The following is a 20,944-nucleotide window of genomic DNA, read 5'->3' as shown; positions in this document are numbered from 1 at the left end:
CTATTAATATCCAGCGGCTTGACCGTCTTTACGTGATTCAGACGCGCCAATCCAGACTTTATTTTTATCATCACGCATGATGGCTTGATAGCCTCCATAACCGCCTAAGCCATAGCGAACATCGTGGCCTTTGTTCATTAATTCGCGCACAGTTTGATACGGCACACCACGCTCAACTTCAATATAGCCACCGTTTTCCAGATACATTGCGCTGCCATCTGTAGGTTCAGTGCTACCTAAGTGTTGCCAACGTGCAGCGTCACCCGCCTCTTGCAGGTTCATACCGTAATCAGCAATATTAATTAACACTTGGACGTGGCCTTGCGGCTGCATAGCACCGCCCATGACACCAAAGCTAATTAACGGCTTGTTGTCTTTAGTTATAAAGGCCGGGATAATCGTGTTAAATGGCCGCTTGCCGGGTTGGTAGGCATTGGCATGCTGTTTATCCATTGAGAATAATTGACCGCGATCTTGAAAAATAAACCCTAAACCTGGCACCACAACACCAGAGCCCATACCGCGATAATTACTTTGAATTAACGACACCATATTGCCGTCTTTGTCGGCAGTGGTCATATAAATAGTGTCGCCTTGGTATAAGTTTGGGTTACCAGCATCTACCCGTTTTGCGGCTTTATCGGTAATGAGTTTCGCCCGTTCACGGCCATATTCGGCAGAGATTAAACCGGCAATCGGGCTTTGATTAAAATCTTGATCGGCATAAAACTTAGCCCTATCTTCAAAGGCGAGTTTTTTTGCTTCTACCAGTAAATGTAAACTCTCTGGAGTATTAAAACCGGTTTTGGCTAAATCAAAGTTTTTTAAAATCTGCAGCATTTGTAGTGCCGCTATACCTTGACCATTGGGTGGTAATTCCCACAATGTATACCCTTTGTAATCTACACCAACGGGTTCAACCCAAGTAGAACGATGGTTAGAAAAATCAGCAAAACGTAAATAGCCGCCATTGGCACGCATAAAACGATCAATTTCTACTGCTATATCACCTTTATAAAAGGCATCGCGACCGCTTTGAGCTAATTTAGTTAAGGTACTGGCTAAGGCCGGGTTTTTAAACATCTCGCCTTTAGCTGGTGCTTTACCATTGATAGTATAAGTACCGACAAAGTCGCCCGGTTGCTTACTTAATACAGGTACGCTGCGATCCCAGTAATAGGCAATAACCTCACTGACAGGAAAACCTTGCTCGGCATAATTAATAGCCGGCTTTAAAATATCAGCCATGGCCAAGCTGCCAAACTTGTTATGCAGTTCAAACCAACCATCTACTGTGCCGGGGACACTAATAGGCAACATGCCATGTGGCGGTAAATCGCTGCGGCCCAGCTTTTTAAGCTCATTTGCCAACATGTCATAACTTAAGCTTAGTGGCGAGCGACCCGAGGCATTTAAACCAAACAATTTTTGGCTTTCTTCGTGCCAAACAATGGCATATAAGTCACCCCCTATACCGTTTCCTGTCGGCTCCATTAAGCCTAAAGCGGCATTTGCCGCTATAGCCGCATCGATGGCATTACCGCCTTGACGCATAATATCTAGTGCAACTTGGGTGGCTAATGGCTGACTAGTCGCCGCCATAACATTAGGGGCGATAACTTCAGAGCGGCTAGCAAACGGCTGGCCTGTGATTCGATCGTAGCTATGTGCTGCGCCAGTGCAGAATAAACTGACACCAACAGTAATGCTTATAAATACTTTTTTCATGGCCAAACTCTTAGGTTAAATCAGGTTTTAGCTTAGTAGCCAGTGTTTTTATGCGCTAGTTTTTTACGACCAGATCAAGCTGCATTGCGGTAATTACACTCTATACTCGGCTTCATGGTATATGTATCACTATGCTGAATAGCTGTGCTGCTGTAATTGCTCAAGCTGGCTGTTATTCAAGGGTTTAGCTTTGTTATTACTATAATCAAACTGCACCATCACCGCCGTGCCCGATACCGTTTTCACTCCGTGTTGCCATGCTTCTTGATAAACGTCGAACGAGCTGCCACCAATGCGACTAATATAAGTACGCAGTTCTACTTCAGCGCCATAATGGGTTTGGGCGTGATAATCTAGCTTTACGCTAGCCACTATTAATGGCCAATGCTGTAAATCTAATTCTGGGGTGAAAATACGAAATACGCCTTGGCGAGCGCCTTCAAACCAGACCGCAAATACGGTGTTATTAATATGGCCTAAGGCATCGGTATCAGAAAAGCGTGGCTGTAGGGTTTCAGTAAACATGAGCACCTCAAATAAATAGATTTATTAAACAGATAACAGCGCTAGACTATAACAAGCAATTCGCTCTTTCGTCACCATGGCAAATACAGTATGGTAATTAAAACCTAACATTACTGTTTGCTGGATATGAATGTATGAACGAGTCTACGCCTGATTTTATCGAGATTTATGACAATGCACTCAGTGCTGAGTTTTGTCAGCAGTTAATCAAAACCTTTGATGCCAGCCCGCATACGACGGCAGGCCGAACCGGTGGTGGCGTTGATACCAGTAAGAAAAACAGCACAGATTTATATCTGTATCAGCATCCTGAATATCAGCAACAATTACAGCACATTTGGCAAGCGACCACGCATTTCGCCCTAGAGTATTTTAAGAAATATCATTTTGCGCTAATCGGCCCCGTTGGCTTAACTATCCAACACCCTAAAACTGGGCAACCGGTCGCTATTACCCAAGATAATTATGCCGAGCTAGGTGAACCTAAAGCGGTCGATTTTATGCGCATGTTGTATCGATTGGGGCCTGTTCAAGCCCAAAAGTATCAAGCAGGTAAGGGGAATTATAATTATTGGCACTCAGAGGTTTATCCACAACAAGGCAGCACAGAACCTTTACACCGTGCCTTGTTGTTTATGTTTTATTTAAATGATGTCACTGAAGGTGGCGAAACCGAGTTTTATTATCAACAAAAAAGCATTACACCGAAAACAGGCCGTATGGTGATTGCTCCGGCTTACTTTACCCATACTCATCGCGGCTGCATTCCAAAATCAAACGATAAATATATTCTTACTAGCTGGATACTGTTTAACACTGCCGAGCAACTTTATAAGCCTACTCAGCAAGAGCGCTAACAAGGGCCGCTATGTGGTCGACAAAACGAATTAAGCTCTAGGTAAGATCATGGTGATATGCGGAATATCATCTTCAAGGTAAGATTCGCCAGCGGCATTAAACCCTAGCTGTTGATAAAATTGTTCTAAATAACACTGGGCAGAAATATAGATATCGGTGGCGGGCCAAAGTTGTGCTATTACATCAATACTTTTTTCAACTAGCACTTGGCCTAAACTTAAACGTCTGGCGGTTTGCGACACACAAACCCGGCCAATGGCTGGATAATCTTCAAACACCACGCCCGGTGCAAGCACTCTAGCGTAAGCGATAACTTTGTCGCCTTTTTTCAATATAATATGTCGAGTATTTAATTCCAGATCTCGATCGTCAAGTTCAGGATATGGACAGTTCTGCTCAACCACAAACACATCGACTCTAAGCTGCAATAAGCTATATAAGGTTAAGGTATCTAATTGAGAAAATGTCACTACTTGCCACTGCATCGGTTAACCCTGTTTTTTAAATTTACGCTTACTATTGCAACAATGCCTGCGGCCATTGCTGCGTTAATACTTGTTGAATAAATTCATTAATTTCTGTTTCTGGAATTGGCCGAGAAAAATAATAGCCCTGCAAAATGTCACATTGATAATAGCGTAATTGAGCAACATTTTCTGCCGTTTCTACTCCTTCGGCAACAACTTGTAAACCAAGCTTATGCACCATAGCAATGGTAGAAATTACAATTTGTAAGTCAGCTTCATTATCTTGCATACCTTGAATAAAGCTTTTATCAATTTTAATAGTGTCTACTGGCATCCGTTTTAGGTAATTAAGTGACGAATAACCGGTGCCAAAGTCATCAATAGCAAAAGCAAAACCTAGGGCTTTTAATTGATGCATAATGTCTAAGGTTTGGCTGACATTATTAACTAAAGTGCTTTCTGTTAGCTCTAATTCAAATTGAGCGCCATTTAACTGATACTTAGCCAGTATCCGTGCAAAATTGTCGGCTAAATCGACTTGTAGAAATTGAGTTGCCGATAAATTTACAGCCATAACAACATCGGTTAAACCTTGCTGCATCATTTGTACACATAACTGACAACTACGCTCAAATACCCAATAACCAACATCCACCATTAACTGAGCTTGCTCTAAAGCATCAATAAAAAGATCGGGTGGCACGGTGCCTCGGGTAGGATGTTGCCAACGTAATAAGGCTTCAAAACTATGTAATTTGCGCTTAGTTAAACATACTTTAGGCTGCAAACTTAAACTAAATTGCTGTTCAGTTATGGCTTGCTTTAACTCAGCTTCTAACTGTAATCGAGCCGCTAAATCTACTGACATTTGATCATTAAACACATAATAGCAATTACGGCCATGATGTTTAGCTTGATACATGGCTAGATCAGCTTGTCGGCTGAGTTCTTCTGCGCTGCAATTTAGCTCATTGGTATAACTGATACCTATACTGGCACTTAACGCTAACTGAGTACTGGGAGTAACAAAGGCTTGTTGAAATAATGCTTGTACTTGTTGCGCTATGGTTTCAGCAAGTTCAGGTTGGTTAATCAACGGCAGTAATAGCGCAAACTCATCGCCGCCAACTCGGTATATTTTTGCTCGTTTTCTAAGCTGCTGTAATCGGTCTGCTACAGCAATTAAAAGTTGGTCACCAATAACATGGCTACGACTATTATTAACATTTTTAAAGTTGTCTAGGTCAAAAAAGACTAGACCCACATAATGGCCGTTGCTAGCGAGTTCCGCTAATGCTTGGCTTAGATCCTGCTTTAAACTGTTGCGGTTGGCTAATCCCGTTAAGCTATCAAACATAGCCATTTTTTGTAACTCAGCGGTATTTTCTAATAGTTGTTGATCTAAATCTTCCAGCTCATTGGCTAATGACGTCACCGATTGTTGAAATGTAGTTAATTCGTCTTGAAAAAAACCTGATGGTAATTGGCTATGGTGATGGAATTCTTTATATTGCCGCTTCGCCAGTAAAGGCAACGCGTGCGAGAGCTGTAAAATGCGCCGGCTCATACGCCGAGTAGTAAACCAGATTAACAATAGCAGTAAGAAAAAGCTGACCAAAGCAATCAGCATTATTTGCTGTTGGTAGCGTCGATTCTCTTGGATTACCGCGCTAATATCTTCCACCATTAACAGCATATGCATACTATCGGCGTTATCATCCAAAGCAATCAGCTGCAGATAATAAGAAAGGTCTGCCACTTTAGTTATTAAACCATGTTGTTTTACTTCACTAATATCAACATGAGCCGTTTCTTCGCTATATAAACTTGCTATTAATTGTCTTTCTGAAGCTTGGATAATTTTAAAGCGTTGTTGCAACGGTTTATCTTCTTGATAGCTAATAATCGCGACGTCTAAGTTTAATGCTTCATGCAAGCTGTATAATACGTCGGTGAGATCGGTTGTCATCATCAATACAGCCACTTCGCCTTGACGATTTAACAAGGGCAAGCCTAACTGTTTATAACATTGTTCTAGACAAAAGATACTGGACTGAGGTTGTTGTAGCTGTGCCACTTGTTGGGTTAAATAATGCGAAGTTGCTAAGGTTTCAGGACCAAACTGATATAACAATTGCTGCTCTGGATCAAACAATGCCAATTGCTTAACACCAAAGTGAATTTGTAATGACTCACTTTGTGCCGCTATTTTTTGAGCGAAACTATTAAAATCATCATTTTTATCCAGCTCTTGAATATCGGCAAAAGTCTGGATCCAGCTTAAAAGCCGTTGTTCTATCGCTTGATTATATTGCTGAAAATATTGTTGGCCTTGAATTCGCTTTTGTTGCTGTTGCCGAGTAAATTGATCATTTATATGCAGCAATGACAAACCAGTAAAGCAAACCAGCACTAATATCAGCAATAGCTGCATCACCAGTAGCACTTTCCAAGATAAGCTTAAATACCGCACCAATTAAAACCTATACATTAATTGTAATGCATAAAGCTGCCAATATTCCGTAGGGTTATTGACTCTGTCAGGTACGATAATTGGTGATAAGCGGCCAACCCCTTTAACCCAATGCACTTCCGCACTTAGGCTGAGTTTGGCTGTAAGATCAACATTAAAGCCACTGGCAACGGTATGCTGATAAGCAAAATAATCTGGAATTTGGCCAGCACTGTCTGCGGCAATATGCTTACCATGTCGATCATCTTTATTATTTACTGAATAATCTATAAAACTAAACCAACGCCAATTCACGGTCGGTCTATATTGAAATAATAAATAGCCAGCTTGACCAAGATGATCTTGACTAAAGCTTGGCGCAAAAAAACCATCGAACTGCAGTCGCTCTTGTTGTACTTCTAGCGCCAACTCCCAATGTTCTTGCTGGTAGCCCATATGTAACATAAAACGCTGTACCGAAAACTCAGCATTAGTATAGTTTTGTTCAGATTGTTTTTTATAGCTAAAACCCGTTTCAATTAAAGATACGCCTAGATTAATTCGGCTTAGCTCAGGTTGCCAATATAGACTGGCTTTATGATCGTAGTTTTGCGAAGTTTTACCTAATACATCACGGCCTAATAATATCCTATGCTGCTGATCAGATATTGGCGTAATGCCGTAACTCCAGTTAAAGGTAAAGTCACCATAGGCGTTACTATGCCGAGCTTGAAAAGCGGCGCCATCACTACTAACAGCAATATCGCGAAAAGCATCAAAATACACTGATTGTGGTAATACAATGGATGGCCGAGTAAAAGGCACATCACGGGTAGCGGAATATAACCAATGTTGATTTTTAAACCGACCTAAGTATAAATTCGCTTGCCAATCTAGGCTGCTATAAAAATTCCAGTCAATAAATAAATAATCTAGCCTAGCACCATGTGGATAACGATTTCCGCCGTCTAAATACACCACTTGCGCCGCAACACGTAAGGCAGGGGCTAAACGAAAGCGAGTATTAATACCCACCTCAGTTAAATGAGCTGAAATATCATCGTTAAATTCTACAAAGCTGTCGTCAGTGGTTTTTATCAGGCCTTGCGCAATAAAGCCTTGCCATTGTATTTCTGCGGCATGGGTCGGAGCTAAAACACTGCAAAGTATAAAAGCAGTACACAGCGTTTTTATCAGCCGACAATATTTAGTATTCAATGCGAAGCTCCTTGACGCTTTGGTCCTTAACAGCGCGACTACCGTAACCAATACTGCCTGGGGTCATTCTAAGTTGCTGCAACATCATTAACTCATCATCTACTAATTTGGGTCGAGTACCAGTACCGGAAAAACTTAATCGGTCCCATATCATATTCAGTTGATAAGGGAATAAGTGTAATAATTTACGGCTAAAATGCTGATGCAGGGGATCGGAGTCAGGTAAAGTAAACACTTTAATCGGTGAGCCATCAGGCCATTGCGTTTGCCGCATTGTAAAAATGCTGCGTAATTGCGCTTGCGTAAGTGATTCTAAAGGCACAGAGCTATGTACCAATATTGTCGTAGCAGACAATGGCAACGAAAATAATAATAATAATAAAATTAAGCCTATAAACCGCATATGCTCAGTGGCAACCTCGTTTCAAATGCATATTGAACAGTGATCTTCACTGTATTTATTTTTCTTATAAAAAGCATGCAACATACCAAAGCAAATAAGAAAGATGAATATAGCATTTTAGAAACAAAGTTGCTGCCACTAATTTAACAACAACTTAAAGCTATTCCTTTCTTTAATTTAACTTGTTCTATTATTGTTAGCAAATTGCTTAGGAGCTGCAGCATGATGCGGCGCGTTGGCTTTTTGCATTATTGGTTTTGAAGTTGCTGGTTTTGGTTTAGCTTTTTTCGGTTTATAAGGTTTGGTATTTAATGGCAAAACCGGCACGGTATTAACCGGCGCATAACCTTCCACAGTCGTTCGTGGTAGCTGTTGCTTGATTAAACGCTCAATCGCAATTAATTCTTTGGTTTCATCGACACAAACTAATGAAATAGCATGCCCCGCAGCGCCAGCACGCCCAGTACGACCAATACGATGCACATAATCTTCGGCTACGTTAGGTAATTCATAATTTACCACTTGCGGTAATTGATCAATATCTAAACCACGTGCCGCAATATCTGTCGCTACCAGCGCACGAATACTGCCGTTTTTAAAATCGGCCAAAGCCTTGGTCCGTGCATTTTGACTTTTATTACCATGAATGGCTGCCGCTTTAATGCCTGCAGATTCTAAATGGGTGGTCAGTTTATTAGCTTGATGTTTTGTTTTAGTGAAAACCAGCACTTGTTGCCAGTTATTTTCATGCACTAATTGGGTTAGCAACGCCGCTTTACGGCCTTTATCCACCGGATAAATACTTTGCTCAACACGCTCGGCTGTACTGTTTTCTGGGCTAACAGACACTTCTAAAGGATTAGAAACTAAACCTTTAGCTAATTTACGAATATCTGCCGAAAAAGTAGCAGAGAATAGTAAGTTTTGGCGTTTTTTAGGTAATAGCGCCAGAATTTTTTTAATATCATTAATAAAGCCCATATCTAACATACGATCGGCTTCATCTAACACTAACACTTCTAATTGACTAAAACGCACCGCGTTTTGTTGGTATAAATCCAATAACCGACCTGGCGTTGCTACTAAAATATCGACACCACGGCGTAATGCCATCATCTGTGGATTAATTTTCACACCACCAAACACCACGGTGCTTTTTAACGGCATGTATTTACTATAGTCAGCAACACTTTGTGCTACTTGTGCCGCTAGTTCACGGGTAGGTGTTAAAATTAATGCCCGAGCTTGGTTTGGTTGTACTTTTGCGCCGTCACTTAATAACTGCAGCAGAGGTAAAGTAAAACCTGCAGTTTTGCCAGTACCGGTTTGGGCTGCTGCCATTAAATCGCGGCCAGCTAAGATACCAGGAATGGCTTGTTCTTGAATTGGCGAAGGAGAGCTATAACCTTTATCGGCAATAGCTTTTAATAGCGCAGGCGCTAAGTTTAAATCGGTAAATTGCATGCGAGATCCCGCAGTTGTGCTGCGTGATACATCTGCCGCAGCTGCAGTCGCCTCCAAAACAGAGGGGCGCGCAGTTTACAGTAAAAGCGTAGATAATGCGAGCTAACAAGCTAAGTAACACAGCGCTTACTATTGTTGTTAATTACGTAGGAATTTGCGCTAGCATAAAGAAAACATTTGCTTTAAAACTGCTTTTAATTCAACTATTAGTCGCTTTATTACTGCAGCTGATTAAACTATAACTTAGGCCATCATCACTGTTTTATTTTTTCAACGCTGGGATCCGCTTTTGAAATCAAATCGCACAGACTCGCATGAAACTGTTTTTATGCGCCATCTAAAACGTATTATGGCTGCGCTATATACTGATGAAAGCAATCTAGCTAGCCAAGCAGAGCTGTTTTATCAAGCAGCGGACACTCAGCCTGCTAACATGCTGCCGGATCTACTGTTTACAGCAGAGCGACTTTTAAATTTAAGCGAAGGTGCGACTCAGCAAGAAACTTTAACCCGCTCTGCTAAAATTCTCGGTTCATTACAGCTGACTGTACCCACTTCAATTCGCCGCTGGCGTGAAGTGCAGTTTAGCTACAAACCTATTTATCGTGCCGTATTAGCCTTACGTTTATTAGATCATGCCTTAGAACATAACCAGTTAACTGATGCCCTGTTACAAGGCTATTATGCTGCGCGTCAACCTAATGATGCCGATTGCCAATATCGGCTGTATGTGCAAATGCCGCTTGTTATGGCTATTTTATTGCTAGATGCCGGCTTACAACACAGCCAAACGGCAGCCATTTTGTATGGTAACCAAATCCAACAACTTGATCCGCTGCGGGCTATGTCTGGCGAAGAGCGCACTGAATTTAATAGCGTCAACCAAGCGGCCAGACTGTTATTGGCCAAAAAAGGTTTGCAGCCCACCGCTTATCGTGGCAACTGCAAATTGCAGCAGCAACAGCACCAACACTCTCAGCAACAACAAATACAATTAATTCAACAAATATTACAGCAAGTTGAAAACTCGGAAAGTCTTTTAGGTAATATTGTCAAAATACCCCAAGTGTATAGCTCGGTCGTGCTGCCTGGACGCAATCGCTTTCGTTATGAAACCTTACCTAAAGTGGCGCTTATTTTAAAACAAGCCGCCAAACGAAAACAAATAGATGCGCTATTAGTGGATCAATTGCTACGTATTACCGGCATTTTTCCGCAAGGCTATGGCATTACTTTTTTACCCAAACAGCTCGATATTAGCAGCCAAGAAAAATATGAATTAGCTATCGTTAACCAGCTTTATCCCACGTCGCCCGAGCAGCCGCTGTGTCGGGTGGTTAGCCGCAATTTACACTATCGTCGTGGCGGGCAAAACTGCCAAATTAGTGTCGACTATAACCTGTACTTTAAACCCGCCCGCGATAAGTTAACCATTATGCCTGAAGCCAGATTACGTGAAATTTTAACTAAACTGAGTGCCGATTGGCAGCCCGGTCAATTACGCCGTTTAGTGCCGCGTTATTGGCAACCCAATGAATTTTTTAGTCATTCTGAGCAACAGAACCTATGGAATCAAGCGGCCAAAGTTTTAAACTAAGATGACTACACCACGCTAGAATGAAGTACATCTGCGGTTAAATAATAAATTAACTTGAATTAAGCCAGGATAAAACGCAGGATCGAGCATTATTTGTTTAACTGGGCTATTTCCATGCTTGATACTGCAATGCACTCTTTAAACGGTTTACTGGCTTTTGCTACTTACTTTGCACTAGCCGTACTGTTACTCCTGATATTTGTTCGTAGCTACACTTGGCTAACTCCCCATGATGAATTTGGCTTAATTCGAGCCAACAACTCTGCCGCAGCCATAGCATTTGGCGGTGCTATTATAGGTTTTGCTTGGCCGTTAGCCAGTGCAATAACTAACTCATTATCGTTATTAGATTGTGCAATTTGGGGCGCAGTCGCATTGTTAATTCAATTAATCGCATTTTTTGTTAGCTCATTAATGTTAAAACAACTGCCTAAACGTATAACAGAGGGTGAAATGGCCGCCGGCATTTTTTCAGCAAGCTGTTCGATCGTGGTAGGCATACTGAATGCCGCGAGTATGAGTTACTGAGGAGACATAATGTCAAACGTATTTAAACGCAGTAAAACTGCACGCTTAATTATGATGGTACCCGCAGCGGGTTTAATGTTAACTGGCTGTGGCGAAGAGCCTGTTGAAGTGCAAGTGTATAATACGCCTGACGAATGTGCGGCTTTTTACAATCCGCCAGCACAATGCCAAGCCGCTTTTGCTGAAGCTAAAGCACTGCATCCACAAGTAGCGCCGCGGTATCATAATAAAACCGAATGTGAAACCGATTTTGGCTCTGGTCAATGTGAGTCGGCACCGATTATTGCCAGCAATTCAATCCAAACGGGCTCGGAAACCGCGCCGCAAGCGCAAAGCCAGCAAAGCAGTGGTTTTTTTATGCCGATGATGATGGGTTTTATGGCCGGACAAATGCTTAATCGCGGCGGTTTAGGTGGTCAAGCGCCACAAGCTGCAACAAAAAATGCTAGCCCAGTAGCGTCACAACCGTTGTATAAATCTCGTGATGACAGACAAACTTTCCGCACCGCCACTAATACTGCCGTCGCCAAGCAACCTGGTGCAACTCGGATTAAACCATCATCAGTACAACCAAAACCGGCAGCAATGGCACGCCGTGGTGGCTTTGGCGCCCAAGCAGCAAGACGTAGCAGCACTAGATCAAGTTTTGGTGGCTAAGGCATGAAAAAAATCAATTGCAGCCCCAGACCCGGCTGGCAACAGTTTGCCGAGAGTGTTGGTTTTGCGTTTCATACCTTTGATGGTGAACCGTACTGGGACGAAACCGCTTATTACCAGTTTAGCTTGCAGCAAATTGAACAAGATTTAGAGCAGCCAACTGAAGAATTGCATCAAATGGCCTTAGCCGTGGTTGAAGATGTCGTAAATAGCGAGCAATTATTGCAGCAATTAGCCATCCCAGAAGCTTATTGGCAAGCGGTGCGAGACAGTTGGCAAAGTGCTCAGCCGCATTTATACGGCAGAATGGACTTTAGTTACGATGGTAACGGCCCCGCTAAGCTGCTTGAGTTAAATTACGATACGCCTACTTCATTATTTGAGACTGGTTTTTTTCAATGGGTATGGTTAGAAGATCAGTTAATGCGCGGCGAAATCCCACAACATGCTGATCAATTTAACTCGCTACAAGATAAGTTACAGCAAGCCTTTTCTGAGTTAGCCTTACCGCAACCATTTTACTTTAGTAGTGTTACCGACAGTATTGAAGACAAAGGCACCGTTGATTATTTAATGGATATTGCCCTACAAAGTGGTGTAGATGCCCGTTATATTGGCTTAGAGCAACTAGGTAATGCCGATGGTCAGTTAGTGGACTTAGATGGCTACGCTATCGAAGGGCTATTTAAGCTGTACCCATGGGAATTTATGCTGCAAGAAGATTTTGCTAGCACGGTGCTCACCAGTAAGACTCAATGGATAGAGCCGTTGTGGAAATCGATTATTTCTAATAAAGGCATTTTACCTTTGTTATGGCAAAAGTTTCCTAATCATCCTAACTTATTACCAGCTATGTTTGACCAAGGTAAAGCATTAACCCCTGGATGGGTTAAAAAGCCATTATTTTCTCGTGAAGGCGCTAATATCGAACTGCTGACCCAGCAAGGACAAACGGTAAAGCAAGATGGACCTTATGACGATAGTGGTTATATTCTGCAAGCTTTACATCCATTACCAAAATTTGCCGATAGCTATAGCTTAATTGGTAGCTGGGTAGTGGGTGACAGTGCCGCTGGCATTTGTATTCGTGAAGATAACAGTTTAATTACCAAAGATAGCTCTCGATTCTTGCCGCATATAATACTGGATTAGCACCAAGTTATTACCTGTGATTATGAGATTACCAAGGGTCACACCTGAATTAATATTCATTAAAACTGGATATTCAACCAGAATAATTTTATCATGCCAACCATACCGGTTATCGGGTTGGCATTTTAAAACTTTGCAGCCATCTTTAACTTATACTATTACTTATCACATTGTTATGCTTATTAATAAGGAAGCTCTTGCCCGTGCGTACTACTGAACTTGTATCTGGATTTCGCCAGTCGGCACCTTATGTTAATGCTCATCGCGGCAAAACCTTTGTCGTAATGTTAGGCGGTGAAGCGATTAATCAAGCTGGTTTTCGCAGCATTATTAACGATATTGCGCTATTAAATAGCTTAGGCATTAAAATCGTTCTGGTTTATGGTGCCCGACCACAAATTAATCGGGCGTTAGAAAACGCCGGTTTAGCGCCCAGTTTTCATCAGCATATTCGCATTACCGATGACGACTCGTTTCGTTTAATTAAGCAAGTGGCTGGCGAGTTGCAATTAGATATTACCGCCCGCTTATCAATGAGTTTAAGCAACACGCCAATGCAAGGTGCGCAAATTAACGTGGTTAGCGGTAACTTTGTTATTGCTCAACCCTTAGGCGTAGATGAAGGCGTGGATTATTTTCATAGTGGCCGAGTGCGTCGTATCGACACGGCAGGTATACGCCGCCAGCTTGATACTAACGGCATTGTGTTAATGGGCCCTATTGCGGCTTCTGTCACCGGTGAAAGTTTTAATTTAACCGCAGAAGATATTGCCACTCAAGTCGCGATAAAGCTAAAAGCGGACAAAATGATTGGTTTTAGCGAAATTGGCGGTATTACCGATGAAGATGACCGCATTATTGCCGAAATGATGCCAAACTACGCCGAACAACTGGTACAGAATGCTCAACCCACTTTAGCGGCTTGTCCTAGCACCTTAGCCTTTTTACAAGCGGCTATTTTAGCCTGTCGCGGCGGCGTGCCGCGTTGCCACTTAGTCGGTTTTGCTGATGACGGGTCTTTATTACAAGAGCTATTTTCTCGCGATGGTATTGGTACCCAAATTGTTACCGAGTCGGCCGAAAAACTACGTCAGGCCACCATTGCTGATATTGGCGGTATTTTAGATTTAATTCGCCCGCTAGAACAACAAGGCTTATTAGTAAGACGTTCACGCGAACAATTGGAATTGGAAATTAATCAATTTACATTAATTGAACGCGATGGTTTAGTGATTGGCTGCGCCGCTTTATATACGTTTCCAGAAGACAATGTGGCGGAGTTTGCCTGTTTAGCCGTGCATCCAGAGTATCGTGATGCCGATCGTGGCAGTTTATTACTGAATAGTATTATTCAGCTTGCGCGGCAGCAACGCTTTGATAAATTATTCGCTTTAACTACCCGCAGTATTCATTGGTTTTTAGAGCAAGGCTTTGAGCTATTAACCGTAGATGATTTACCGGCGCAGAAAAAACAAATGTACAACTATCAACGCCGTTCAAAAATATTAGCTTTAACTTTATAGCTTCAATCAACTTTTTGTTGAATTTGTTGCAGCACGTGCTTAGCCAAAGCGCGTGCTGTGGTCCATTTTCCGCCCGACACCGTTAATATCTTACCTTGCCAATTCAATTGATATTCTCTGCTAGCACGACTGGCATTATCGCTACCTGCAAGCAATGGCCTAACACCGGCAAAATCTGCCAATATATCTATACTGGCTTTTGCAGGCTGAAAATAGTGATTATAGGTGTTTAATAGGTAATCTCGCTCTTGTACCGAACAAGCGATTGGTTGTTCTAGCTGCTGTCGCACTTCAGTAGTACCCACTAAAGTGTGGCCTTGGTAGGGTAAAACAAAAATTAAACGTTGCTCGTGCGGTACCTCTAACATGTGACCATATCGGCCCATAGCGGGTAACAGTAAATGACTGCCTCGCACTAAATCTAGCTTTTGCTTTGGGGTAATTGTAGAGCGCTCTAATAATTGCTGACTCCACGGCCCTGCCACATTGATGACCCGATCAAACTGCTGCCAACCTGCAGCAATTAAAACCCCGCCTTGAGCATTTATTTGCTGCACTTCGGTATGTTGTTTAATAATAACGCCCGCTTTATCACACTGCTCGGCCATCCATAAACCTAATTTATGGTCGTCCATTTGGCCATCAAAAAATAAATAAGCGCCGCGTAAACCCTCGGCCTTTAGCTGTGGTGAGCAACGTAAGGTTTGCTCAGCCGTTAACCAACGGTGCTGGCCTATGCCTTTACGTCCAGCAAATTTATCGTATAACCATAAGCCAATTTTAACCTGCCAGCGCGGTCGCTGGGTGTGAGTATAAAATGGATATAAAATGGCTAAGCGGCGGGTTAGTTTAGGCGCTTTTTTTAACCACCAACGCCGTTCTTGTAATGCTTCATAGACTAAACGAAACTCTGCTTGCTCTAAATAACGTAAACCACCGTGCAACAATTTAGAAGACGCGCTGCTGGTGGCTTGCATTAAACCATCACGTTCAAACAAGGTCACTTGATGGCCCGCTAAAGCTAATTGCCAAGCGCTGCTTAAGCCATTGATACCGCCACCCACCACGGCTATATGCATATTCTCTCCGGTTAACTTAAAGCAATATCGTCGCGATGCACCACCACTTCGCTGGGGCAAAAACCTAATATCCTAGCAATATCTTGGCTGTGCTGGCCTTTAATAAGTTGTAGTTCAATCGCACTATATTGGCTAATTCCTTTCGCCAGTTGTACGCCGTTTTCGTTACATAACCAAACGGCATCTCCTTTATCAAACTGGCCAGTACTATTGAGTATGCCTTTAGCGAGTAAGGACGCCCCTTTTTGCTGTAACGCATTCGCTGCGCCATTATCCAACACAATACTGCCGGTACTGGTAATGCTATGTAACAACCAATGCTTTTTGGCACTTAGCCTATCTTGTTGGCGTTGAAATAGCGTCCCTGTAACTTGCCCCGCCAATAGCCGATCAAAGTTTACCGCCTGCTGGCCATTAATAATTAGGGTATCGACACCTTGCCGAGTTGCTTTTTCTGCTGCTTGTAACTTAGTTACCATACCACCGGTGCCAATAGTATGGTGACTGGCACCCGCCATGGCATAAATGTCGGCATTGATTTTCTCTACTAGCGGGATAAATTCAGCATTAATCGTCGTTTTTGGATTGGCGCTATATAGCCCATCTATATCTGAGCAGATTATGAGTGCATCGGCATCGACTAATATTGCCACCATCGCCGCTAAATTATCATTATCACCCACTTTTAATTCAGCGGTGGCAACCGTGTCGTTTTCATTAATAATCGGCAATACTTGATTAGTGAGCAAGGTGCGAAGAGTGTTATCAATATTTAAATAACGCCGCCGATTAGCAAAATCATCATGGGTTAGTAAAATCTGAGCACAGCGAAAATCAAATAAATGACTCCACGTTGCCATCATTTCTGTTTGGCCTACTGCGGCCATAGCTTGCTTAATATTAATGGGTAAAGGCTGGTGAGCAAAAGCAATAGCAGATTTACCGGCCGCGACACTACCGGAAGAGACAAGAACAACTTCAACGCCTATTGCGCGACACTCACTAATAAAACGAGCAATACTTAATAAATAACGGGTAGAGCACCCATTGGCGGTTGGCGAGATTAACGCACTGCCTACTTTGATCACTATTCGGCGCCAGCGCAAACTTAACATACTACACCTAATTGATAATTTTGATTCTAGCAGCTTAAGGTTTAGCAATCTAAGTGTCTATATAAAAGTGTCTATATAGGTGTGGTTGCCCCATGTATTTTTAGTCATTTGCATTAGCCATTACTACATCGCACTCGCCTGCGGCCAAATGTGTAAAGCCGCCATAAGCCGCAATAACTAAGCGCTCATCGGTCAGGGTTTTCACTTGCCAGCTTACTTGGCCATTGCCAAAAGCGGCATGATTTATGACAAAACTACCGGGTTGCTGGCGAATAGCATATTTAAAAGTGTCTGCATGCTGGCCTTGCTCGATGTGTTGTACCATTTCGCGCTCCGTAAACTGCCAAGTTTTACGTAAAGCACTATCGCGTTGTAAGTCACCGACTAATATCTCAGAAGTGCCGACTTCACACCAACTACCGATAATTAAACGATCTATTGTTTCTGGAGTTTGTTCGGCAAAACGCAAATCTAATTTTAACTCTTCAGCATCACGGCAAGGTTCACCCTGAAACACCACATTACCCGTATTATCTGTGCATTTATAAACGGCTGCCTGTACATTGGCCGAAATTAGGCTAAAACTAAGCCACAATGTTAAATATAAAGCTATTTTCATGCTTGAGTCCTGTAAGTCACTAACCGTTTATGCTTTGTCAGCAAACGGTTACACCATACGCAATAACTCATTAAAAGTGAATAACAACCCAATATATTAAACAATTATTTAACATTTGGCATTTTCTAAGTGTTGATTTTAAAGGCTTATATTAAAGATAAATTTAAAGGCGAATTTAAAAGCAATAGTTCAGCGCTAATTCATATGGCTAAACTATAATTGAGCAATAATAAAAACGGAGTACGATATGCGATTTTCGACCTTAATGGTAACACTACTATCTGCGGGCTTGGTTATTTCTGGCTGCGCGACACAAAATGGTGCTGGCGTCAGTAATGCAGGCAAGGGTGCAGCTATAGGTGCTGTTGTTGGTGCTATAGCCGGTAAATCTACCTCGAACCATAAGAATAAGCGCTTAGTGATTGGTGCTGCTGTGGGTGCTTTAGCGGGCGCAGCAGTGGGTAGCTATATGGATCAGCAAGAAAAAGCACTGCAACAAGAGTTGTCAGGTAGCGGCGTTAAAATTATTCGTGATGGTGATAAGTTAAAACTTGATATCCCTGCCCAATTAACGTTTGAATTAAACCGCTCAGATATTCGCTCTAATTTATATCCAGTATTTAATGATATTGCTAAAGTTTTACGTGATTACGAAAAAACCATGTTAGTCATTGCAGGCCATACCGATGATACCGGCCCTTATCAGTACAACATGAATTTATCACAGGCAAGAGCCGGCAGTGTTAAACAATATTTAGTGTCTCAAGGCGTGCAAAGTATACGCGTTGAAACGCAAGGTTATGGCCCAAGCTACCCTGCAGTGCCAAATACCTCTGAAAGCAACAGAGCAGCGAACCGCCGCGTAGAAATCCATATTGAGCCGATTGTTGAATAATCGTTAAAGCCAGCTCATGACTTGAATTATTCAGCAGATATAAAAATAGCGCCCATTGGCGCTATTTTTTTCTAACATATTAATTAAAACTTATAGCTAACTTTACCGTAAATAAATTGACCTCTTGGATTATGTACACTCGATGCATAACCATATAAGTCACCATTACTATCACCAATAGCGAACGGTGGGTCTTCATCTAAGGCATTATTCATCCCTAATACCAGCTGAGTACGGTCGTTAATATTATAACGGGCCTGTAAATCTAATAACCATTGCGCATCTATACTACGGGTTTTGGTCGATTCAACTTCGCTTGGTGCGGCATAATCTTCAAACTCACTAATATAGTTAATGCTAGCAACAAAGCCCCACTCACCTATCGTCCAGTCAGCTGACGTAACCCAACGATGCTGCGGATAGTTATATTCACCGGTGTAATCAATGTCATTCTTTTTAAAGCTATTTAAGTAAGACCAATCTAGAGATAGTCTTAACAAGCCCATATCATCTAGATTTAAACGATAGGCGGTTGATAAATCAACACCACTGGCTTCTTGCGAGCTAATATTAACGTAACTATTATACAATCTAGACATTTCACCTAGCGTCTGGCCCGGTAACGGCGCTGACCGCTGACATATAGTACTGGCTTGATTGTTACATTCAGCAGCGTAGACCGTTTGATAATCATTTTTATCAATTTTATTGTCTTGGGTAATTTTCCAGACATCTAAACTCAGATCCCACGCATCGGTAGCTTGCCATACTGCACCGATATTCCACGTTTCTGATTCTTCTGGCTGTAAGCCCTCACTGCCGACAAATACAATCGTATAGTCAGTAGCAGCACAAGCTGGATTACTGGCATCCGGCGTTGGGCAACGGTAAGTATCGGTAAAGAAATTAGACTCTTGCGATGGGCCTAGGCCAATTTGCGCTAATGATGGTGCTCTAAAGCCCTGACCAAATGAGGCTCGTAAGGTAAAGTTTTCTACTGGTCGCCACTGCGCAGAAAGTTGCGGGTTGGTGGTAGAACCAAAGTCACTGTAGTTATCGTAACGACCGGCTAATGTGAACTCTAAAGTATCACTCACTGGCATTAAAAACTCTACATAAGCCGCATATTGATCGCGCGCTGCTTGTGCTGATACCGATTCTGTACCAAATATTAAGCCGCGCTGGAACTGATCATCAGGCTGGTCAAACACATCTTCTTCGCGATACTCAACACCCGCAGCCATAGATACCATTTGATCGCCTAACGTGAATATATCACCGGTAATACCCGCATTATAAGCGGTTAAATGTGACTCACCACGACGCACTAAGCTGGTGGTGATAGCATCTATAACATCGGGTGAGTTAAACACGCCGCCAAATGGATTATAGCGACCGGCGTCTATTTCACGTTGTAAAAAATCAGTGCGCACCCAGCCTTGGGTTTTACTACCAGTTTGCATCGATTCACTGCGCGCTTTTTGCGCTGAAACATCCCATTCCCAATTATTGATATTACCGCGTAAGCCAACCACTAAACGCAAGGTATCCGACTCAATATCCCAAGTTCGTGGACCGGCATCAACGGTACGTAGCCGATTAATGCTAATATCAGTACCAAAAGGGTTGTTAGGGTGAGACGCCGGTACGGTTAAACCGGCATCACCATCCAGAGGTGTTGGTGCACCGGCGGCTTGTGAGCGGTTATGCTGTACGGCTAATTCTAAATAACCTTGTAATTGATCTGATAACTGCTGGCTGCCTTGGAATATTGCGCCTAAACGTTCAGCCTCTGGCATGGCCATACCATAAGGACCATAATCAAACACACAGGTTTGGCCAATAGCCCGCTCTGGAGGACAATCTGGATCAATTCTCACCTCACCATTAACAATAAAATTGCCCGGAAAACCACGTGATGAACGTTGATCTAAACCACCATAGGGTGCTTGGTTAGCCGTACCAAAACGGCCCATTTCGGCACCGGTAATAGAGGTATTTTTAAAATAATCTAAAATTAAAGTCGCACTTGCGGTATCGGTTTGTGCGCCCCAAACAAAGCTGGCAGCGGTTTCATCATACGATGGGCCAGTGGTGCCACCATGACTAAGGCTGACTTCAGCGCCCTCATAATCTTTACGTAAGATAATGTTTACCACACCAGCAACCGCATCTGAGCCATACACGGCTGAAGCGCCATCTTTTAATATTTCCACTCGCTCAATGGCGGCCACAGGAATGGAGTTAATATCAACAAAAGAGTTAGCAATATTTTCCGCAAAAGCACTGGTAGATACCCGACGACCGTTAATTAGCACTAAGGTTGCATCCGATCCAAAACCTCGCAAACTGATAGCCGCGCCACCGTTAGCAGTAGAATCCTGACTATTACCACGGGTTGAGAAAGTACCTACACCAGTAGCTGGGTTACGCTCCATAATTTGTTGTAAGTTAGAAAAACCGGACTTAGCAATATCATCTCTGCTTATTACCGATATCGGAGATGCGCCCTCTAAGTCATTGCGTTTTATGCGAGAGCCGGTCACTTCAATCCGCTCGACACTGGCTTCTTTCTCCTGTGCATATACAGCTCCGCCTCCTAGCAAACTGCCAACAGCTAGCGCGCACAGTGAATAATTTATTGATTTGTTCATCTCAACCCCT

At 42.6% G+C, this 20,944-nt stretch carries 18 protein-coding genes; 7 read left to right on the top strand and 11 right to left on the bottom strand.

The annotated features are described in order from the left end of the window. Positions 1-3: 3 nt before the first annotated feature. Positions 4-1,728, bottom strand: coding sequence for a gamma-glutamyltransferase (ggt, locus tag BI198_RS01980; protein WP_070048040.1), 1,725 nt, complete (start codon positions 1,726-1,728; stop codon positions 4-6). Positions 1,729-1,857: 129 nt separating this feature from the next. Continuing rightward, positions 1,858-2,253 (bottom strand): acyl-CoA thioesterase, encoded by a 396-nt coding sequence (locus BI198_RS01975; RefSeq protein WP_070048039.1) that lies wholly within the window; start codon positions 2,251-2,253, stop codon positions 1,858-1,860. Positions 2,254-2,387: 134 nt separating this feature from the next. Here BI198_RS01975 and BI198_RS01970 point away from each other — a divergent pair, with 134 nt between their 5' ends. Next, positions 2,388-3,110 (top strand): 2OG-Fe(II) oxygenase, encoded by a 723-nt coding sequence (locus BI198_RS01970; RefSeq protein WP_070048038.1) that lies wholly within the window; start codon positions 2,388-2,390, stop codon positions 3,108-3,110. A gap of 30 nt (positions 3,111-3,140) precedes the next feature. Here the strand turns inward: BI198_RS01970 and BI198_RS01965 are convergent, their stop codons facing one another. From BI198_RS01965 to BI198_RS01945, 5 genes are all read right to left on the bottom strand, one after another. Beyond that, positions 3,141-3,596, bottom strand: coding sequence for a GNAT family N-acetyltransferase (locus BI198_RS01965; protein WP_070048037.1), 456 nt, complete (start codon positions 3,594-3,596; stop codon positions 3,141-3,143). A 31-nt stretch (positions 3,597-3,627) separates the two neighbouring features. Continuing rightward, complete coding sequence (locus tag BI198_RS01960) at positions 3,628-6,051, bottom strand: putative bifunctional diguanylate cyclase/phosphodiesterase (RefSeq protein ID WP_070050563.1); 2,424 nt, start codon at positions 6,049-6,051, stop codon at positions 3,628-3,630. Between the two features lie 3 nt (positions 6,052-6,054). After that, a complete protein-coding gene (locus tag BI198_RS01955; RefSeq protein ID WP_235605197.1) occupies positions 6,055-7,248 on the bottom strand; it encodes a hypothetical protein in 1,194 nt (397 codons plus the stop codon). After that, the gene (locus BI198_RS01950; protein ID WP_070048036.1) at positions 7,238-7,651 is read right to left on the bottom strand and encodes a type 2 periplasmic-binding domain-containing protein; all 414 of its coding nucleotides are present in this window, start codon (positions 7,649-7,651) and stop codon (positions 7,238-7,240) included. The genes BI198_RS01955 and BI198_RS01950 overlap by 11 nt, the downstream gene beginning before the upstream one ends. A gap of 177 nt (positions 7,652-7,828) precedes the next feature. Then, on the bottom strand, positions 7,829-9,115 hold the full coding sequence (locus BI198_RS01945) for a DEAD/DEAH box helicase (protein WP_083256533.1): 1,287 nt from the start codon (positions 9,113-9,115) through the stop codon (positions 7,829-7,831). Positions 9,116-9,404: 289 nt separating this feature from the next. Here BI198_RS01945 and BI198_RS01940 point away from each other — a divergent pair, with 289 nt between their 5' ends. The 5 genes from BI198_RS01940 to argA all read left to right on the top strand — a co-directional run bounded on the left by BI198_RS01940 (position 9,405) and on the right by argA (position 14,572). Continuing rightward, on the top strand, positions 9,405-10,712 hold the full coding sequence (locus BI198_RS01940; protein WP_070048035.1) for a hypothetical protein: 1,308 nt from the start codon (positions 9,405-9,407) through the stop codon (positions 10,710-10,712). Positions 10,713-10,826: 114 nt separating this feature from the next. After that, positions 10,827-11,240 (top strand): DUF350 domain-containing protein, encoded by a 414-nt coding sequence (locus BI198_RS01935; RefSeq protein WP_070048034.1) that lies wholly within the window; start codon positions 10,827-10,829, stop codon positions 11,238-11,240. A gap of 9 nt (positions 11,241-11,249) precedes the next feature. Then, positions 11,250-11,897, top strand: coding sequence for a DUF1190 domain-containing protein (locus BI198_RS01930; protein ID WP_070048033.1), 648 nt, complete (start codon positions 11,250-11,252; stop codon positions 11,895-11,897). Between the two features lie 3 nt (positions 11,898-11,900). After that, positions 11,901-13,049 (top strand): glutathionylspermidine synthase family protein, encoded by a 1,149-nt coding sequence (locus tag BI198_RS01925; protein WP_070048032.1) that lies wholly within the window; start codon positions 11,901-11,903, stop codon positions 13,047-13,049. 203 nt (positions 13,050-13,252) lie between these two features. Continuing rightward, positions 13,253-14,572: an amino-acid N-acetyltransferase gene (gene argA / locus BI198_RS01920; RefSeq protein ID WP_070048031.1), complete on the top strand. Its 1,320-nt coding sequence runs from the start codon at positions 13,253-13,255 to the stop codon at positions 14,570-14,572. A gap of 2 nt (positions 14,573-14,574) precedes the next feature. On the opposite strand, the gene BI198_RS01915 is transcribed toward argA, so the two are convergent. From BI198_RS01915 to BI198_RS01905, 3 genes are all read right to left on the bottom strand, one after another. After that, positions 14,575-15,651 (bottom strand): glycerol-3-phosphate dehydrogenase/oxidase, encoded by a 1,077-nt coding sequence (locus BI198_RS01915; protein WP_070048030.1) that lies wholly within the window; start codon positions 15,649-15,651, stop codon positions 14,575-14,577. Positions 15,652-15,662: 11 nt separating this feature from the next. Beyond that, positions 15,663-16,766 carry a glutamate 5-kinase gene (gene proB / locus BI198_RS01910; RefSeq protein ID WP_070048029.1) on the bottom strand — a complete coding sequence of 368 codons (1,104 nt, stop codon included), beginning with the start codon at positions 16,764-16,766 and terminating at the stop codon, positions 15,663-15,665. 100 nt (positions 16,767-16,866) lie between these two features. Beyond that, positions 16,867-17,385 (bottom strand): DUF4124 domain-containing protein, encoded by a 519-nt coding sequence (locus tag BI198_RS01905; RefSeq protein WP_070048028.1) that lies wholly within the window; start codon positions 17,383-17,385, stop codon positions 16,867-16,869. 247 nt (positions 17,386-17,632) lie between these two features. Between BI198_RS01905 and BI198_RS01900 the strand changes: the two genes are divergently transcribed. Continuing rightward, positions 17,633-18,280, top strand: coding sequence for an OmpA family protein (locus tag BI198_RS01900; RefSeq protein WP_070048027.1), 648 nt, complete (start codon positions 17,633-17,635; stop codon positions 18,278-18,280). Between the two features lie 83 nt (positions 18,281-18,363). Here the strand turns inward: BI198_RS01900 and BI198_RS01895 are convergent, their stop codons facing one another. Then, positions 18,364-20,934 carry a TonB-dependent receptor plug domain-containing protein gene (locus BI198_RS01895; protein WP_070048026.1) on the bottom strand — a complete coding sequence of 857 codons (2,571 nt, stop codon included), beginning with the start codon at positions 20,932-20,934 and terminating at the stop codon, positions 18,364-18,366. Positions 20,935-20,944: the final 10 nt, after the last annotated feature.

The sequence above is a fragment of the Rheinheimera salexigens genome (assembly GCF_001752395.1).
In the GTDB taxonomy this organism is placed as follows: Bacteria; Pseudomonadota; Gammaproteobacteria; order Enterobacterales; family Alteromonadaceae; genus Alishewanella; species Alishewanella salexigens.
The sequence above is the reverse complement of the archived record's forward strand: the minus strand, read 5'-3'. Positions and strand labels throughout refer to the sequence as shown.

Bases quoted from the DNA above. Each gene is read 5' to 3' on its own strand.
- ggt (WP_070048040.1), bottom strand. From the start codon at position 1,728: ATGAAAAAAGTATTTATAAGCATTACTGTTGGTGTCAGTTTATTCTGC.
- BI198_RS01975 (WP_070048039.1), bottom strand. From the start codon at position 2,253: ATGTTTACTGAAACCCTACAGCCACGCTTTTCTGATACCGATGCCTTA.
- BI198_RS01970 (WP_070048038.1), top strand. From the start codon at position 2,388: ATGAACGAGTCTACGCCTGATTTTATCGAGATTTATGACAATGCACTC.
- BI198_RS01965 (WP_070048037.1), bottom strand. From the start codon at position 3,596: ATGCAGTGGCAAGTAGTGACATTTTCTCAATTAGATACCTTAACCTTA.
- BI198_RS01950 (WP_070048036.1), bottom strand. From the start codon at position 7,651: ATGCGGTTTATAGGCTTAATTTTATTATTATTATTATTTTCGTTGCCA.
- BI198_RS01945 (WP_083256533.1), bottom strand. From the start codon at position 9,115: ATGCAATTTACCGATTTAAACTTAGCGCCTGCGCTATTAAAAGCTATT.
- BI198_RS01935 (WP_070048034.1), top strand. From the start codon at position 10,827: ATGCTTGATACTGCAATGCACTCTTTAAACGGTTTACTGGCTTTTGCT.
- BI198_RS01930 (WP_070048033.1), top strand. From the start codon at position 11,250: ATGTCAAACGTATTTAAACGCAGTAAAACTGCACGCTTAATTATGATG.
- BI198_RS01925 (WP_070048032.1), top strand. From the start codon at position 11,901: ATGAAAAAAATCAATTGCAGCCCCAGACCCGGCTGGCAACAGTTTGCC.
- BI198_RS01915 (WP_070048030.1), bottom strand. From the start codon at position 15,651: ATGCATATAGCCGTGGTGGGTGGCGGTATCAATGGCTTAAGCAGCGCT.
- proB (WP_070048029.1), bottom strand. From the start codon at position 16,766: ATGTTAAGTTTGCGCTGGCGCCGAATAGTGATCAAAGTAGGCAGTGCG.
- BI198_RS01905 (WP_070048028.1), bottom strand. From the start codon at position 17,385: ATGAAAATAGCTTTATATTTAACATTGTGGCTTAGTTTTAGCCTAATT.
- BI198_RS01900 (WP_070048027.1), top strand. From the start codon at position 17,633: ATGCGATTTTCGACCTTAATGGTAACACTACTATCTGCGGGCTTGGTT.
- BI198_RS01895 (WP_070048026.1), bottom strand. From the start codon at position 20,934: ATGAACAAATCAATAAATTATTCACTGTGCGCGCTAGCTGTTGGCAGT.